Origin of the sequence: Lonsdalea quercina, assembly GCF_900107885.1 — a bacterium.
GTDB classification, from domain to species: Bacteria; Pseudomonadota; Gammaproteobacteria; order Enterobacterales; family Enterobacteriaceae; genus Lonsdalea; species Lonsdalea quercina.
In genome coordinates this window covers 529,429-546,512 of the sequence record NZ_FNQS01000001.1, presented here as the reverse complement: position 1 = coordinate 546,512, position 17,084 = coordinate 529,429, and the positions used below count along the sequence as shown (strand labels likewise).

General features: G+C 57.2%; 14 protein-coding genes and 2 tRNA genes. 10 read left to right on the top strand and 6 right to left on the bottom strand.

The genetic code is table 11. From position 1 onward, the window contains the following. The first annotated feature begins 158 nt into the window (after window positions 1-158). From BLU64_RS02440 to recD, 3 genes are read left to right on the top strand one after another with little or no spacing between them, the layout of a single operon-like run. A complete protein-coding gene (locus BLU64_RS02440; RefSeq protein ID WP_026742949.1) occupies window positions 159-407 on the top strand; it encodes a hypothetical protein in 249 nt (82 codons plus the stop codon). After that, a complete protein-coding gene (gene recB / locus BLU64_RS02435) occupies window positions 404-3,970 on the top strand; it encodes an exodeoxyribonuclease V subunit beta (protein ID WP_074727826.1) in 3,567 nt (1,188 codons plus the stop codon). Before BLU64_RS02440 ends, recB begins: the two co-directional genes overlap by 4 nt. After that, entirely contained in the window at window positions 3,963-5,816 is a 1,854-nt protein-coding gene (gene recD / locus BLU64_RS02430) for an exodeoxyribonuclease V subunit alpha (RefSeq protein WP_026742947.1), read from the top strand. Before recB ends, recD begins: the two co-directional genes overlap by 8 nt. Before the next feature lie 83 nt (window positions 5,817-5,899). Here recD and argA read toward each other — a convergent pair whose 3' ends face one another. Beyond that, entirely contained in the window at window positions 5,900-7,225 is a 1,326-nt protein-coding gene (gene argA / locus BLU64_RS02425; protein ID WP_074727824.1) for an amino-acid N-acetyltransferase, read from the bottom strand. Window positions 7,226-7,458: 233 nt separating this feature from the next. Between argA and amiC the strand changes: the two genes are divergently transcribed. Further along, the gene (gene amiC, locus BLU64_RS02420; RefSeq protein ID WP_074727822.1) at window positions 7,459-8,697 is read left to right on the top strand and encodes an N-acetylmuramoyl-L-alanine amidase AmiC; all 1,239 of its coding nucleotides are present in this window, start codon (window positions 7,459-7,461) and stop codon (window positions 8,695-8,697) included. A 116-nt stretch (window positions 8,698-8,813) separates the two neighbouring features. Here the strand turns inward: amiC and BLU64_RS02415 are convergent. Together BLU64_RS02415 and BLU64_RS02410 are read right to left on the bottom strand one after the other, a co-directional pair. Beyond that, a tRNA-Met gene (locus tag BLU64_RS02415) sits at window positions 8,814-8,890 on the bottom strand. Between the two features lie 50 nt (window positions 8,891-8,940). After that, window positions 8,941-9,017: transfer RNA gene (locus BLU64_RS02410), tRNA-Met, on the bottom strand. 226 nt (window positions 9,018-9,243) lie between these two features. Between BLU64_RS02410 and mltA the strand changes: the two genes are divergently transcribed. Together mltA and tcdA are read left to right on the top strand one after the other, a co-directional pair. Further along, window positions 9,244-10,419 (top strand): murein transglycosylase A, encoded by a 1,176-nt coding sequence (gene mltA, locus BLU64_RS02405; RefSeq protein ID WP_074727820.1) that lies wholly within the window; start codon window positions 9,244-9,246, stop codon window positions 10,417-10,419. Window positions 10,420-10,605: 186 nt separating this feature from the next. Further along, on the top strand, window positions 10,606-11,418 hold the full coding sequence (tcdA, locus tag BLU64_RS02400; RefSeq protein ID WP_074727818.1) for a tRNA cyclic N6-threonylcarbamoyladenosine(37) synthase TcdA: 813 nt from the start codon (window positions 10,606-10,608) through the stop codon (window positions 11,416-11,418). Here the strand turns inward: tcdA and csdE are convergent, their stop codons facing one another. Then, entirely contained in the window at window positions 11,419-11,862 is a 444-nt protein-coding gene (csdE, locus tag BLU64_RS02395) for a cysteine desulfurase sulfur acceptor subunit CsdE (RefSeq protein ID WP_026742942.1), read from the bottom strand. It lies immediately after the preceding gene. 5 nt (window positions 11,863-11,867) lie between these two features. Further along, a complete protein-coding gene (gene csdA, locus BLU64_RS02390) occupies window positions 11,868-13,073 on the bottom strand; it encodes a cysteine desulfurase CsdA (RefSeq protein WP_074727816.1) in 1,206 nt (401 codons plus the stop codon). 183 nt (window positions 13,074-13,256) lie between these two features. On the opposite strand from csdA, the gene BLU64_RS02385 reads away from it, so the two are divergent. The 4 genes from BLU64_RS02385 (at window position 13,257) to rlmM (ending at window position 16,288) form a co-directional block, all read left to right on the top strand. Continuing rightward, window positions 13,257-13,478 (top strand): YgdI/YgdR family lipoprotein, encoded by a 222-nt coding sequence (locus tag BLU64_RS02385; protein WP_026742940.1) that lies wholly within the window; start codon window positions 13,257-13,259, stop codon window positions 13,476-13,478. Between the two features lie 339 nt (window positions 13,479-13,817). Further along, on the top strand, window positions 13,818-14,747 hold the full coding sequence (locus tag BLU64_RS02380; protein WP_026742939.1) for a transcriptional regulator GcvA: 930 nt from the start codon (window positions 13,818-13,820) through the stop codon (window positions 14,745-14,747). Window positions 14,748-14,799: 52 nt separating this feature from the next. Continuing rightward, window positions 14,800-15,195: a DUF423 domain-containing protein gene (locus tag BLU64_RS02375; protein ID WP_026742938.1), complete on the top strand. Its 396-nt coding sequence runs from the start codon at window positions 14,800-14,802 to the stop codon at window positions 15,193-15,195. Then, window positions 15,188-16,288, top strand: coding sequence for a 23S rRNA (cytidine(2498)-2'-O)-methyltransferase RlmM (rlmM, locus tag BLU64_RS02370; protein ID WP_026742937.1), 1,101 nt, complete (start codon window positions 15,188-15,190; stop codon window positions 16,286-16,288). The genes BLU64_RS02375 and rlmM overlap by 8 nt, the downstream gene beginning before the upstream one ends. Window positions 16,289-16,306: 18 nt before the next feature. Here the strand turns inward: rlmM and xni are convergent, their stop codons facing one another. Next, on the bottom strand, window positions 16,307-17,071 hold the full coding sequence (gene xni, locus BLU64_RS02365; RefSeq protein WP_026742936.1) for a flap endonuclease Xni: 765 nt from the start codon (window positions 17,069-17,071) through the stop codon (window positions 16,307-16,309). Between the last annotated feature and the right edge of the window lie 13 nt (window positions 17,072-17,084).

The window sequence follows — 17,084 nt, the reverse complement described above, 5'->3', positions numbered from 1 at the left end:
GGGCGTCGAAAAGAACGCCGCGCGGTGGCTTCGTCACACGACGGCAAGGCATCACGGCGGGACAGCGTCAACGGCAGGTCATACCCATGCCGGATGTCTACCTATATCGGCATCGGGCGCTCTTAGCAGTAACATCGTGTCGACCAGGATTCGACGAAATGAGGCGCGCGTTAACCGAAGTGGCGCGGCTGCGTCATGCCGTCACCGCACGTAGCCCATCGTTGTTGTCTATGGCATTAATGCTTATACCGAATGATTTCAACCTGAAGCTCGATATCTCAATCTTGCGGCGGATTAACCGCGTCAACAGGCTGATGGATAAGACGGCGGCGGCTGGAGAGGCGCGTCATTTAACCATCAGCGCCTTAAAACACATCTTGTCACCTCTGCAGGCGGAACAATCATGACGACAGTGACTGCGCATAGTCTTAATGTATTCACGCTGCCGCTGTCCGGCGAGCGGCTGATTGAAGCGTCGGCGGGAACGGGCAAAACCTATACGCTTTCCGCGCTTTATCTACGTTTGCTGCTGGGGCTGGGCGGTGAACATGCTTATCCTCGTCCTTTACTCGTCGAAGAGATTCTGGTGGTCACCTTCACGGAGGCGGCGACGGAAGAGCTGCGTGAGCGTATCCGTAGAAATATTCATGAGCTTTATCTCGCCTGTGTGGGGGGGAAGGACGTCGATGCGCTCATGCTGCAACTGCTGGCCGAGATCCCGCAGGAGTGGCATAGCGAGGCGGCCGAGGTGCTGCTGCGCGCGGAGCGGCAGATGGATGAAGCGGCCATCTACACCATTCATGGTTTCTGCCAGCGTATGCTGACGACCCACGCCTTCGAATCCGGCATTCTGTTCGAACAGCGGCTGCTGGAAGATGAACAGCCGTTGCGCCGTCAGGCCTGCGCCGACTTCTGGCGTCGCCACTGCTATCCGCTGCCCCTGGACGTGGTCAGGGCAGTGAGCGAACAGTGGGCAGGGCCGGAGGCCTTGTTGCAGACGTTGGTCCCCTATCTGCATGGAGAAATGCCGACGCTGCGTCAGCCGCCGCAGCAGGAAGAAACTTTGCTGGAGCGGCATCAACGGATCGTTGCCATCATTGACGCCTTCAAACAGACGTGGCGCGAGGCGTCCGACTTGGAGGCGCTGATTCGCGGATCCGGTGTAGATAAACGACGCTACAGCAGTCGTAACCTGCCCAACTGGCTGCGCAAGGTGGGCGAGTGGGCCGAGCAGCCGACGCAAGGTTATCAGCTACCGAAAGAGTTGGAACGTTTTAGTCAGCAGGAGCTGATTGAGCGGACGACGAAAGGCGAGCCGCCGATTCACCCCGTATTCAGCGCGGTAGAACGGCTGTTGCAGGAATCCCTGACGCTAAAAGATCTGGTCATCTGGCTGGCGCTTAAAGAGATCAAGCGCACGGTGCGGGAGGAGAAGCAGCGGCGGGCGGAGCTGGGCTTCGACGATTTGCTGGGGCGTTTGGATGAAGCGCTGCAGCAGCAGGAAGGCGGCCAATTAGCAGAGGCGATCCGCACGCGTTATCCGGTGGCGATGATCGATGAGTTTCAGGATACGGATACCCAGCAATATCGCATCTTCCATACGATCTATGCTGACCAGCCGCAGTGCGGCTGGCTGATGATCGGTGACCCGAAACAGGCGATTTACGCGTTTCGCGGCGCGGATATCTTCACCTACATGCGCGCGCGCGCAGAGGTGCCGTCGCACTATACGCTCGACACCAACTGGCGCTCGGCGCCCGGTATGGTGGATGCGGTGAATCAACTGTTTCAGCGCGTCGAATCTCCGTTCATCTTCGAACAAATTCCGTTTCTGTCTGTTAATTCGGCCTCGAAAAACCACGCTTATGCTTTTGTAATGGAAGGCGCAAGAATGCCGGCGCTGCAGTTCTGGCTGAGTAGTCGGGAAGGCTCTGGAGTCGGCGAATATCAGCAGGTGATGGCCCGTCAGTGCGCGGGACAGATCCGCGACTGGCTGAGCGCCGGACAGTCGGGGCAGGCGTGGCTGGTGGATGGACACGGTGAGACCAGGCCAGTACGGGCGGCGGATATCACCGTATTGGTGCGCAGCAGACGAGAGGCGATGTTGATCCGTCAGGCGTTAAACCGTCTGCACATTCCATCCGTCTACCTGTCCAACCGCGATAGCGTATTCGCCACCGTGGAAGCGAGAGAGATGCTGTGGATTCTGCAGGCGGTGCTGGCGCCGGAACAGGAGCGCGCGCTGCGTGCGGCAATGGCGACCACGATTATGGGGATGGATGCGCCGTCCCTGGATGCGCTGAGCCGTAGCGAAGCGAACTGGGACGCGCTGGTGGATGAGTTCGCCCGCTACCGCCAACTCTGGCTGCAACGCGGCGTTCTGCCGATGTTACGCGCGCTGATGACGCATCGTCGACTGGCGGAGGATGTGCTGGCGAGCGCCGATGGCGAGCGCCGCCTGACGGATATCCTGCATATCGGTGAATTGTTGCAGGAGGCCTCGGCGTCGTTAGACAGCGAACATGCGTTGGTGCGCTGGCTGGCCCAGCAAATCGCCCAGCCTAACCCACAGGCGGAGAACCAGCAGCTGCGGCTGGAAAGCGACCGCCATCTGGTGCAGATAGTGACCATTCATAAGTCCAAGGGGCTGGAATATCCGCTGGTCTGGCTGCCCTTCATCGGCAACTTTCGCCCTCAGCAGGAGGGGATTTACCACGACAGGCAGAATTTTCGGGCCATGTTGGATCTGCAAAACGGCGAAGAGAGTCAGCAACTGGCGGAAGAGGAACGGCTGGCGGAAGATTTACGGCTGCTGTACGTGGCGATGACCCGAGCTATTTATCACTGCGCGGTCGGGGTAGCGCCGCTGTTTCAGGGTACAAAGAAGAAAGAGGGCGAAAGCGATATGCACCACAGCGCGCTGGGCTACCTGTTGCAGCGCGGTCAGGCGGCTACCGCGGAGGCGCTCATCGCCGAACTGGAAGGCATGGTCGGTGAGGATATCGCGTTAAACATGGCGGCTGCGCAAGATGAGCAGCCGTGGCAGCCGGAGTCGGCGCTGCCGCCGTCGCTAGAGGCAAGGCGCAATACCCGACGGCTGCGCGACGGCTGGCGGGTGACCAGTTATTCAGGGTTGCAGCAGCACGGTTCCGATACGATCCAGGCGCTGTTGCCCCGTTTTGATATTGACTCGATGGGCGAAGCGGCGGAAGAGGAGATGGCAGAGCGTTCGCCGCACTCGTTTCCGCGCGGCGCGGCGCCGGGGACGTTTCTGCACAGCCTATTTGAAACGTTGGACTTCACCCAACCGATCGACGACGCGTGGCTGTTGGAACAGCTGCGGCAATATGGCATCGAGGATGAGTGGCTGTCGGTGCTGAAGCCCTGGATGGAGAATGTTCTGACGCTCCCGCTTAACGATGACGCCATTCGGCTCGCCGAGCTGGATAACGGACATAAACAGGCCGAGCTGCAATTCTATCTGCCGATCCAGCGGATGCTCACCGCCGATGCGTTGGACCGCCTGATCAGACATCACGATCCGCTCTCGGCGCTCTGCCCGGCGTTATCGTTCCAGCAGGTCAAAGGCATGCTGAAGGGATTTATCGACCTGGTGTTTGTCTGGCAGGGACGCTACTACCTGCTGGACTATAAATCCAACTGGCTGGGGCATGACGCCAGCGCCTATACGCAGGACGCCATGATGCGGGCGATGGCGGAGCATCGGTACGACCTGCAGTACCAACTCTATACGCTGGCGCTGCATCGTTATCTGCGACATCGACTGCCGAATTACGACTATGAACAGCACTTCGGGGGCGTGTTTTATCTGTTTCTGCGCGGCGTCAGCGCCGAGCATCCCGGTAACGGGATCTATTTCACGCGTCCTTCTCGGGCGTTTGTCGACGATATGGATGATTTGTTTTGCGGCGAAGAGTTAACGGAGGGCGCGCATGTCGGGCATGATTGAGCTGTTGGAAGAAGCCCGTCAGCGGCGATGGTTACGTCCGCTGGACGTGCAGTTTGCCCGGATGCTGGCGGAAGACGATCAGCCGCATCTCCTGCTGGCGGCGGCGTGCCTCAGCGCCTACGTCGGCGCGGGGCACGTTTGCCTGCCGCTGTCTAAGCTTCATCCCAACGCGCTGTTTGACGGGCGCGATCGGGCGCTGGCTCAGGAGATTTGGCAACGGTTAGGAAAGCCGGACGAGGCCGAATGGCGACAGCGTCTGTTGAGCGATCCTGCCGTTGGCGAGGGAGAAGCGGTGGCCCCGCTGGTTTTTCAGCAGGACAACCTCTACTTGCAGCGCAGCTGGCAGGGTGAGAGCCGTGTCGCCCAGTTTATCGCCGGTAATCGCGCTGAAACAGTCTACGACGAAGCCCGTATCCGGGCGGTGCTGGATGAGCTGTTTCCTGCGGCTGAGGGCGAAGCTGACTGGCAGAAGATCGCCGCCGCGGTCGCCTTGACCCGACGGATTGCGGTGATCTCCGGCGGGCCTGGCACCGGTAAAACGACGACGGTCGCCAGACTGCTGGCGGCTTTGATTGCGTTGCAGAAGGGACCATCGCCGCGCATCCAACTGGCGGCGCCGACCGGAAAGGCGGCGGCGCGTCTCACCGAATCCTTAGGCAGCGTGTTAAGTCAGCTGCCGCTCAGCGACGCCGAGCGGTTGGCTTTTCCGCAAGAAGCCACCACACTGCACCGCCTGCTGGGCGCGGTGCCCGACAGCCAGCGCCTGCGCTATCATCAGGACAATCCGCTGCACTTGGATGTCCTGGTGGTGGACGAAGCCTCGATGGTCGATCTCCCGATGATGGCGAATCTGATAGCCGCGCTGCCGCCGCAGGCTCGCATCATACTGTTAGGCGATCGCGACCAGCTGGCTTCGGTTGAGGCCGGGGCGGTGCTCGGCGATATCTGTCGTTTCGCCGAACAGGGTTACAGTCAGCAGCGGAGTCAGCAGTTGAATCGCCTTACCGGCTGCACGCTGGAGTCGGGATCGGCGGCGAACGCCTCGGTGGCCGACAGCATTTGTCTGCTGCGCAAGAGTTACCGTTTCACGGCGGACTCGGGCATAGGACAGCTGGCGAAGGCAGTAAATCGGGGCGACGAGGCCCATCTGCTGGCCGTTTTGCAGCAGGGGTATGGCGATATCGCCTGTCTGCCGCTGGCGGATAACTCAGACTATCAGCGCCTGCTGGATCAGGCGGTGGAGGGATATACGGATTATCTTCAGCGTATTGCCAGCGGCGACGCCCCGGAGCAGGTATTGCAGGCCTTTCAACGTTACCGACAGCTGTGTGCGCTCAGAGAAGGACCGTTTGGTGTCGCCGGGCTGAATCAGCGTATTGAACGCGCGCTGCAGATGGCGGGATTGATTCAACGGCCGACGCTCAACGGTGGACGCTGGTATGTGGGCCGCCCGGTGATGATTGAGCGCAACGACGCGGTGCTCGGGCTTTTCAACGGCGACATCGGCATCAGTATGACAAACGAACAGGGCGAGCTGCGGGTCTATTTCCAACTGCCCGATGGGCGAACCAAATCGGTTGCGCCCAGCCGACTGCCGCCGCATGAAACGGCCTATGCGATGACCGTGCATAAGTCCCAAGGCTCCGAGTTCGAACACACGGCGCTGGCGCTGCCTAACCACTTTCTCCCTGTTCTGACGCGGGAGTTGGTGTATACCGCCATTACTCGCGCCCGCAAGCGGCTGTCGTTATTTAGCGATGGGGCGATACTGTGCCGGGCGGTCAGCACGCCGACGCAGCGCTACAGCGGACTCGAGACACGCATTCGCTCTTTGATGGCGGAGTAGAGGGTCGAAAGAAGAAAGGGTTGGGGAAATGGGCGGCGCGAAAGGACAGTGCTTTCGCGCCGGTCTGGCCTGGCGATAACGCTTTAGAGATCCATGACCAGTATTTTCGAACGGCGCTGATAGTTGTACAGCTCCTGCTTGCGCCGTGGCAGCATGGCGACCTCGGCGGGCTGGAAACCGCGCTCCTGGAACCAGTGAATACTGTGCGTCGTGAGCACGAACAGGCGCTTAAGCCCCTGATGACGAGCCTGGCTTTCAATGTGATGCAGCAGTTGGTCGCCGCGGGAAGAGTTACGGTATTCCGGGTGGACCGCCACGCAGGCCATCTCGGCAATGCTTTCTTCAGGAAACGGATAGAGCGCCGCACAGGCGATGGTGAGGTTGTCCCTGACGACCACGGTGAATTTGTCGATTTCCATTTCCAGCTGTTCGCGGGAGCGGCGCACCAGAATGCCCTGCTGTTCCAGCGGATGGATCAGTTCCAGAATTCCCCCGATATCGTTGATGGTTGCACGGCGAACCTGTTCGGCGCTTTCCATAACGACCTGCGTCCCGATACCGTCGCGGGAAAACAGTTCCTGCAGCAGCGCGCCATCTTCCTGATAGCTGATGAGATGGCTGCGTCGCACGCCGCTGCGGCAGGCTTTCACCGCGCCGCGCAGGAAACGCACGACTTCGGAATTGAAGTCTTCCACTTCTTCCTGGCTCTGGATCAGGTGCTGCGCTTCTTCCGGCAGTATTTCGGAAATCACGTTGCCGTTTGGGTCAGTGACGCCTTGTCCGGCGCAGAACCCGATCATCTTTTCTGCCTGCAGTTTTATCGCTAGCTGTGTCGCGACTTCTTCTGAGGTCAGGTTGAAGCTTTCGCCTGTTACGGACACCGCGACGGGGCCAAGCAACACGATGGCGCCGCTTTCCAACTGGCGGTGAAGCGCCTCTTCATCGATACGGCGAATGCGTCCGCTGTGACAGTAGTCCACGCCGTCATCCACGCCGAGCGGCTGGGCAATAACGAAATTGCCGCTGACGACGTTGATATGTGCGCCTTGCAACGGCGTATTGGTCAGGCTCATCGACAGACGCGCGGTGATGTCCAGTTGCAACATGCCGGCGGCTTGCTTCACCAGTTCGAGCGTGGTGCTGTCGGTAATGCGAGTGTGTTTGTGGTAGGTCGGTTCGCAATGGTGGGCGACCAGGTTGGCGTCGATCTGCGGTCGGGCGCCGTAGACCACAACCAGCTTGATGCCCAGGCTGTGAAGCAGGCCGATGTCGCTGACGATATTGCTGAAGTTTTCATGCTCGATCGCTTCACCGCCTAGCATGATGACGAACGTTTTGCCGCGATGCGCGTTGATATAAGGAACTGTATGGCGGAAGCCTTGAACCAGTTCTGTACTACGTTCCTTCACTGCGAGCCCCCTGAATTTTTATTCGGTATTTTTGTATTTTTATGCTTAATAGCATAAAAGGCAAGCATTTCATCGCCCGCATTTGTTCACGTTGCAACTCCAATATGCAGGCTTAACCGGGAAACTTTTTTCATGACAGTATGGGGCAGATTCGATAAAGTTTCGGGCATTTCTGAAAAACATAACCTTTTCCATCGTCATTAATTGTTACCCCGTACGTAAACCGGAGCCGCATGTCTGATTCGAATCACCCTCTGACCCGCCGACGACTATTGCAGGGTGCGGCCGCGACCTGGCTATTGAGCGTTACCGGCGTTGGTCTCGCCGCCACTTCTCAGGTCATCGCCGTGCGTATTTGGCCGGCATCGGCCTATACTCGCGTCACGTTGGAATCCAGCCATCCTCTGAAGTATCGGCAATTTATGCTGGATAATCCCCGGCGGTTGGTGGTGGACATCGACAACGTCTCGCTGAATAGCGTGCTGAAAAATGTAGGCCAACGCTTCAATCAGGGCGACCCCTACATTAAGACCGCGCGGGCAGGGCAGTTCGATAAGCAGACGGTGCGACTGGTGTTGGAGCTGAAACAGCAGGTCAGTCCCAAAATGTTTGCGCTATCGCCGGTCGCCGGGTTTAAAAATCGTCTGGTGCTCGATCTTTATCCCGTCGAAGGGCGTTACGACAATGCGGAAGACCCGCTTCTGGCGCTGCTTGAGGACTACAACAAAGGCGATCTTGGACGCACTCTGCCGCAAGAAGCGCCGCTCGCAGGGAAGCCGGGCCGGGAGAGGCCGTTGGTGGTGATGTTGGATCCGGGGCATGGTGGGGAAGACCCCGGCGCGATCGGAAAAAATCGGACGCGAGAAAAGGACGTGGTGCTACAGATTGCGCGCCGCCTGAAAGCCTTGATCGATCGCGAGCCGAACATGAAAGCGTATATGACGCGTAATGAAGACGTGTTTATCCCGTTGCAGGTGCGTGTGGCGAAAGCCCGCAAACAGCGGTCCGATTTGTTTGTCTCCATTCACGCGGATGCGTTCACCAACCGTGCGGCTAAAGGATCTTCAGTTTTCGCGTTGTCGAAAAAGGGGGCGACCAGTTCCGCCGCGCGTTTTCTGGCGCAGACTCAGAACGAATCGGATCTCATCGGCGGCGTTAGCATGAGCGGCGATCGCTATCTCGATCACACGATGCTGGACATGGTGCAGACACTGACTATCAGCGACAGCCTCAAGTTCGGCGGAGAAATTCTGCGCCGGATGGGGAAAATCAACCATCTACATAAAAATAGCGTCGATCAGGCGGGATTTGCGGTACTAAAAGCGCCGGATATTCCCTCGGTTCTGGTGGAAACCGCCTTTATCAGCAATCCGGAAGAAGAGCGTAAGCTGCGTACCGCACGATTCCAACAGCAGGTGGCGCAATCAATCCTCGAAGGGATCAAAGCGTATTTCGCTCAGCGAGCCAGATAGGTTAGGGAGTCGATAGTGCAGGGAGGACGGGCTGAGGCGCGTTCATCCCTGTTTGGAGCCTTCGGGAATCAGCTGGCCTTAAAACGCAAAAAACACCCGTTAAGGTTTTTATTTATTGGTTGCGGGGGCCGGATTTGAACCGACGACCTTCGGGTTATGAGCCCGACGAGCTACCAGGCTGCTCCACCCCGCGTCCGTATTCTGGCTTTTCTTTCTTACTGCTTTCACTTTTTAGGCGTGAATTGGTTGCGGGGGCCGGATTTGAACCGACGACCTTCGGGTTATGAGCCCGACGAGCTACCAGGCTGCTCCACCCCGCGTCCGTGGAAGCGCACTATACTCTCCAAGCGTTTCTATGCAACCCCTTTTTAGCAAAAATCAATGATTTCACTTGTCTTTGTTTGTTTCTTCATCTATTGACGTAAACCTGGTAGGGGGATTGATAACGCTGAGGGGATTGGCATGAGGTGTCGGCCGCATTTCATTTTATCCACCCGTTTGTTATCGTTCCGTGTTGCACACCACTTGAGAAGAGAGCGGGGAAAGATGAAAGGATGGCGAAGCGGTTATGTGTTGGTCGGCTTAATGATCGCCGTTTTGGCGGGATGCCAGAGTCGGCCTACCGATCAGGGGCAGCAGTATAAAGACGGACATCTCACTCAGCCTCTGAAAATGGTGAACGAGCCGAACACGCGCGGCAAGCCGATTAACGCCGGCGACTTCGCCAGTCAGGTCACGCACATTCAGACGGATTCTCCCACTCTTTACAGCAACAATAACGCTACGTTCCAGGCGATCCAGAACTGGATGCTGTCGGGCGGCGATACGCGTGAGCTGAGCAAGTTTGGTCTGGGGTCGTGGCAAATGGAAGGCGTAGACGGCTTCGGCAACGTTCAGTTCACCGGCTACTACACCCCGGTAGTGCAGGCGCGCTACACCCGGCAAGGGGAGTTCCAGTACCCCATCTACGGCATGCCGTCGCGCGGCAAGAAAAACCGCCGTCTTCCCGATCGCGCGGGCATTTATGCGGGCGCGCTCAGCAATGCTCCAATTTTGGGCTGGAGCAACTCTTTGATGGACAACTTCATGATGGAGGTTCAGGGGAGCGGGTATGTCGACTTTGGCGATGGTCGCCCTCTGACGTTCTTTGCCTACGCGGGCAAAAATGGTCATGCCTATCGCAGTATCGGCAAAGTCCTCATCGATGAAGGTGAAGTCGCAAAAGAAAACATGTCGATGCAGGCGATTCGTCACTGGGCGGACACTCACTCTGAACAGGAAGTTCGCCAACTGCTGGAACAGAACCCTTCCTTTGTGTTCTTCAAGCCGATGGATGCGGCGTTAGTGCGCGGCGCGAGCGCGGTGCCTTTGATCGCCAAGGCTTCCGTCGCCTCCGACCGCTCGCTAATCCCCGAAGGCAGCGTGTTGCTGGCGGAAGTCCCGCTGCTGGATGATCAGGGCAAATTCAACGGCAACTATGAAATGCGTCTGATGATTGCGCTGGATGTCGGCGGTGCAATCAAGGGGCAGCACTTTGACATCTATCAGGGGATCGGCCCTGACGCGGGTCATTCCGCCGGTTTTTATAACCATTACGGACGAGTCTGGGTATTGCGTAATACGCAGCCGCAAAGTTCCGGGCTGCTGCTGAGCTCTTCGCCGGCGCAAAACACGAACGGCGGGTTACTCGGAAAGCCGCCGGTAGTGTCCTTCTCTCAGTAATGACATAATGACAATCATGACGTCGGGCGCGGTTGCCGCGCCCGCTTCGTCATGGTTGCGCTCGGATAACGAATTTGCCGCCGAGCAAAAATTTCATTTCATCTCTCTCTCCGCAAATGCCTCGCTCTGCGTTATTATCCTCGCCGTTTGTTTTCTACAGGTCGTATCCCGTAAAGGTGGTGAGTCATGAGTTCACGGTTATCTGAAAGCTATCTGCAGCGCTTCGGCGGCACAGCTCGACTGTATGGACAGCAGGCGCTGTCGCTGTTCGCCGAGGCTCACGTTTGCGTAATCGGCATCGGCGGGGTGGGCTCTTGGGCGGCGGAAGCGCTGGCGCGGACGGGCATCGGCGCGATCACTCTGATTGATATGGACGATGTTTGCGTCAGTAATACCAACCGACAGATTCATGCGTTGCGTCAGCATACCGGACAGCCGAAAACGGCAGTGATGGCGGAGCGCATTCTGGCGATCAATCCAGAGTGTCAGGTGACCTGCGTGGACGACTTTATCAGCCCTGACAATATGGCGGAGCTGTTGAATAACGAATTCAGCTATGTGATCGACGCCATCGACAGCGTGCGGGCGAAGGCTGCGCTATTAGCGTACTGCCGGCGCAACAAGATCCCGCTCGTCACCACCGGCGGTGCTGGCGGGCAGATCGATCCTACCCGTATCGCCGTGGCGGATCTGGCTAAAACCATTCAGGATCCGTTGGCCGCCAAGCTGCGTGAGCGTCTGAAGCATGATTTCAATATCGTGAAAAACAGCAAGGGCAAGCTGGGCATCGACTGTGTATTTTCCTGTGAACCGCTGGTTTACCCTCAGCCGGACGGCAGTGTGTGTGCATCTAAACAGAGCGCCGATGGCGTTAAACGGATGGACTGCGCGTCTGGGTTCGGCGCGGCGACGATGGTGACCGCCACCTTCGGATTTGTGGCGGTTTCTCATGCATTGAAAAAAATGATGGCGAAAGCTCAGCGTCAAAACAGCCTGTAATCAGCACTCCAGGTTCGCAATTTCCTGGATTCTGGCGGCTAGCGCCGCCAGTCCGGCTGAGCGGGACGCGCTCAGCTGAGCTTTCAGACCCAGAGTTTCCAGCAACGCCAGCGGATCCTGCTGCTGCAATTGCGCTGCGGTTTTTCCTTCAACGGCCGTGAGCAGTATCGCCAACAATCCGCGGACGATGCGACCATCGCTGTCGCCATAGAAATGCAGAGCTCCGGACGCTTCTCGTTCGTATCCCAACCAAACCTGATTTTCACACCCAGATAGCGCGATGGCGGACTGCTTTTTCTCTTCGGGTAAGGAGGGAAGCTGTTTGGCCAGCAAGATGATCTGGCGATAGCGATCTTCCCAACTGCGGCAGGCGCAGAAACGTTGGCGCAGATCGTCTTCTGTAATGTCGGAGCCGAAAGGATGGTGAGTCGGATTTGAAGTCATGTCGTTTAGTCCAGCAGCAGAGCGAGCGCTTTGCGCAACCCATTGATGAGTTGCGTCACGTCTTGCTCATTGTTGTAAGGCGAAAAAGAGGCCCGCAGCGTGCCTTTGACGCCGAGGGCGGCCATCAGCGGTTGTGCGCAGTGATGGCCGGCGCGCAGCGCAATGCCGTCTTCCGCCAGCAGGGCGACGAGATCGCTGTGGTGTACGCCGTCAAAAGTAAAGGAGAGCAGGCTGCTACCGGCGCTTCGCCAACTGCGAAAGCCGGGCAGTGTCATCAATGCTTTCTCCGCCTGATCGGCCAACGCAGCGCTGTGCTGTTCGGCCGCGTAGCGGTCGTAGTTTTTCAGCCATTCAAGGGTGCCCGATAGGCCGATGACGCCGGCGATATGCGGCGTGCCTGCTTCGAATTTCTGCGGACCGTCTTGAGGAACGAAGCCGTCGAAAGAGACGTCCTGCATCATCTTCCCCCCGCCTTGCCAGGGCGGCATCTCGGCTAGCAGCTCGGGTTTACCATACAGGACGCCGACGCCGGTGGGGCCATACAGCTTGTGGGCCGAAAACGCATAAAAATCGATATCTAATGCAGAGACATCCACGGGCGTATGCACTATTCCCTGTGCGCCATCGACCACGACGACGGCGCCAGCCTGATGCGCCAGCGTAACGGCGCGTTGCAGGTTCGGTTGCCCGCCGGTGACGTTGGACATCTGGGTAATCGCCAGGATTCGTGTTCGAGACGACAGCAAAGCGGGCAGACGTTCGACGTCTGGCAGCAGATCGTCGCCCAGAGGCAGTTTGACGACGCTCGCGCCGGTTTGCCGGGCCACCATCAGCCAAGGCAAGAGGTTGGCGTGATGTTCGGCCTCGCTGACCACAATTTCGTCACCAGGCGAGAGCAGAGGACGGGCAAAACTTTGTGCCACCAGATTGATGGACTCAGTCGCCCCTCGCGTCCAGATGACACTGTGCGGATCGGAGGCGCCGATCAACTCCGCCACTTGCTGTCGCGTGTCCTCAAAGCATTGGGTCAGTCGTTGCGCCCAGCGATGCTGGCTGCGATGCACGTTGCCGCTCTGCAAGCGGTAGTAGCGGCCGACGGCGTCAATCATTGCCTGAGGTTTAAGCGCGGTAGCGGCGCTGTCCAGATAGACGCCGGGCTGCTGTAGCGCAGGGAACTGCTGGCGAAAGTGGGGGGCGTTAAACGGTATCATGACTGTCCTCTGTTAAGGGGCAGATCCTGTCCCATTTTTCAGGGTTAGACAAGTTTCGGACAATACTTACCCCTTATCGGTGGAAAAAATCGGGCGGGTTGCTACGCTTAGTAGTGTCAAGTTGTGGAATTTAATGGCGTTCAATAGAAGATATTAAACTTATAAAACTACTCGGAGTGTAATATGAAGAATAAAATATCAATCATTGCGGCCATTGTCATGGCCTTTTCGTTGGTGGCCTGCTCCAGCAACTATGTTTTGCATACCAACGACGGACGGACGATCATCTCGGATGGCAAACCGAAAGTGGATAATGATACCGGCCTGATCAGCTATACCGACGCTTTTGGTCACGAACAGCAGATCAACCGTTCCGATGTGAAACAGATGACAGAAGTGAAATAACCCCGTCTGACACTATTCGTATCAACAAAAAAAAGCACCGCAATCTTGCGGTGCCCTACACAATCTTGTGAATAGACAGGGAAAACAGGAAATGAAAAGGTAGCAGAGCTACCTTGTCTGAAATCCAGACGGTAAATAGCAAACACAACATCACATCCACAAGTCAAAAGTACTTCGGTCATCCCTCCGCACTTTTCGTTCCGACTCAGGAAGTGGCGCTAATATAGGTATTTGCTGGTGCATCCTCAACGGACAATTTATAATGTCTCGGATTAAAAAAACTAATGACTTACCATACGTCAGACCCGCGCTGACAGGCTTGAGCCAAGAATCCGATCTATGTCAAAACGACTACCCCCTCTTAATGCGTTGCGCGTGTTTGATGCGGCCGCCCGCCACCTGAGTTTTACCAAAGCAGCTGAAGAGTTGTTTGTGACTCAGGCAGCGGTGAGCCATCAAATCAAATCCCTGGAAGATTTTCTCGGCCTGAAATTATTTCGTCGTCGCAATCGTTCACTGCTGTTGACGGAGGAAGGGCAGAGCTATTTTCTAGATATCAAAGAAATCTTCCTGGCCTTGAACGACGCCACTCGCAAGCTGCAGGCGCGCAGCGCCAAAGGGGCGTTGACGGTGAGCATGCTGCCGAGTTTCGCCATCCATTGGCTTGTGCCTCGGCTGTCCAGTTTTAACGCGGAATATCCGGGCATCGATGTCCGAATTCAGGCGGTCTCGCGTGAAGAAGATCATCGTCTGGCGGATGATGTGGACGTAGCGATTTTTTATGGCCGCGGCAACTGGCCGGGACTGAGGGTGGAGAAACTCTACGCCGAGTATTTACTGCCCGTTTGCGCCCCTCAACTGCTGACCGGAGAGCATGCGCTAAATGTGCCGGCGGATTTGGTTCGCCATACTTTATTGCATGATGCTTCCCGTCGTGACTGGCTGACTTATACGCGGCAATTGGGCGTTCAGCAGATCAACGTTCAACAAGGGCCGATCTTCAGCCATAGCGCAATGGTGTTACAGGCGGCAATACACGGTCAGGGGATCGCGCTAGCTAATAATGTAATGGCGCAGACGGAAATTGAAGCGGGCAGATTGGTCTGTCCGTTCAACGATGTGCTGGTCAGTAAAAACGCTTTTTATCTGGTATGTCATGACAGTCAGGCAGAACTGGGTAAAATAGCCGCCTTTCGCCAGTGGATACTGGCGCGCGCGGCGAGCGAACAGGAGAAATTCCGCTTCCGCTACGACAGCGGCTCGCGCTGAATCTTCGGGATTCAAGCACTTTGTTTACCTCAAAAGAAAATGGATAACGATGATGAATAGCCGTTTCATGCTGATCTTTGCGGCCATCAGTGGATTTATATATGTCGCATTAGGCGCGTTCGGCGCTCATGTCTTAAGCCGTACGCTCGGCGGGGCCGAACTGGATTGGCTCCACACCGGGCTGCAGTATCAGGCTGTCCACACGCTGGCGCTCCTGGCGTTGAGTGTGGCTATGAACCAACGAGCCAACGTGTGGTTTTACTGGAGCGCGGCGCTCCTGGGGCTGGGAACCGTGCTGTTTAGCGGCAGCTTGTACTGTCTGGCGCTGTCCCAGCTGCGGATGTGGGCTTATGTTACGCCGGTGGGCGGCTTTTGCTTCCTGGGCGGCTGGTTATTGTTGTTGATAGGCGCTCTGCGCCAGAAAAGAAAGGCTGACTCGCATGAATAAAGTCATTTTGTACTGCCGTCCCGGCTTTGAAAAAGAGTGTGCGGCGGAAATTACCGATAAAGCCGCGCAGTATAACGTTTACGGCTTCGTGCGGGTCAAGGATAACAGCGGCTACGTCATTTTCGAGTGCTATCAATATGAAGATGCCGATCGCCTGATCAAGGAATTACCGTTCAAGAGCCTGATCTTCGCCCGACAGATGATGGTGTGCGGCGAGCTTTTGCGCGATCTGCCGCAGGAAGATCGCATCTCGCCGATCGTCGGCATGCTGACCGGCGTGCTGGAACGAGCGGGAGAGCTGCGCGTCGAGGTGCCGGATACCAATGAAAGCAAGGAACTGATGAAGTTCTGCCGCAAGTTCACCGTGCCGCTGCGCGCGGCGTTGCGTGAAAGTAAGATCTTGTCACCGCAGGAAAAGCCCGGTCGCCCGGTGATTCACGTGCTGTTTATCGCGCCCGGCTGCTGCTATGTCGGTTACTCCTACAGCAACAACAACTCTCCGTTCTACATGGGGATCCCGCGGCTTAAGTTTCCCGCGGATGCGCCGAGCCGCTCCACCCTCAAACTGGAAGAAGCTTTTCACGTATTTATCCCGGCGGACGAATGGGAAGAGCGGTTGGGCAGCGGTATGTATGCGGTGGATTTAGGCGCCTGTCCCGGCGGCTGGACCTATCAGCTGGTCAAGCGCAGCATGATGGTTCACGCGGTGGATAACGGGCTGATGGCGCAGAGCCTGATGGATACCGGCCAGGTGATTCACCATCAGGCGGACGGTTTCCGGTTCGAACCGCCGCGCAACAACGTTTACTGGCTGGTGTGCGACATGGTAGAGAAACCTGCCAAGGTCACGAACCTGATGGCAGACTGGCTGGTGAAAGGCTGGTGCCGTGAAGTGATTTTCAACCTCAAGCTGCCGATGAAAAAGCGCTACGAGGAAGTGAATCAAAATCTGGAGCTGTTGATGGAACGTTTGCATGAAAACGGTATTAACGCGGAAGCTCATGCCAAACAGCTCTATCACGATCGTGAGGAAATCACGATCCACGCCCGACGTATATGGGCCGCGATACCCGGCCGTCGCGACGAGCGTTAAGAGAGGGCGGCGGGCGTACTAGCCCGCCGTCGATGTCAGCCGCAGCTGCTGCAAATTGCCGTTCAGCGTGAGATCGGTTTTCAGCGTGGCGACCTGGCGGCAAATCCAGGCCGCTTCCCGCTGCGGTTCCAGCTTTTTACGCCACTTCTCCGGCAGTTGCTCCAACTGCTGATAAAGTTGTTCCAACGATCCCGCTTGTTGCAGAAGCTGTGCTGCGGTTTTTGCGCCGATGCCGCTGACGCCGGGGATTTTGCTGCTGCTGATTCCCGCCAATCCCCAATAGTCAGGGAGTTGTTGCGGGGCGACGCCGAATTCCTGGCGGATAAAGGGCACATCCAGCCAGCGTTTTTGAAAGTAATCCCGAATCTGAATCGTCGGCGCCAGCAGCTGACAATATCCCTTGTCCGTTGACACTATCGTAGCCTGGTGGCCCAGCGCGGCAACCTTGCAGGCCAGGGTCGCGGCTAAGTCATCCGCTTCGTCTCCGGGGGAGTGCCAGCTTTCGACGCCCAGCTCCCGGAAAGCCGCTTTGATTTGCGGTAACTCCTGATGAAGCGAGTCCGGCATCGGAGGACGCCCGGCTTTATAATCGGGTAAAAGCTGGTGCCGCCAACTGGATGCTCTCTGCTCGTCGTCGAAGACGGCGACGGCATGGGTCGGTCGGCTGTGTTGCAACAGCAGATTCAGGGCATGCTGACAGGCAGGTAAACAGGGAGAGCCCTGTACGGCATGGATGCGCCTGATGAGGTTCAGCGCATCCACAATCAAAAGATGTAAGGGCATGATTCGTCTCCGC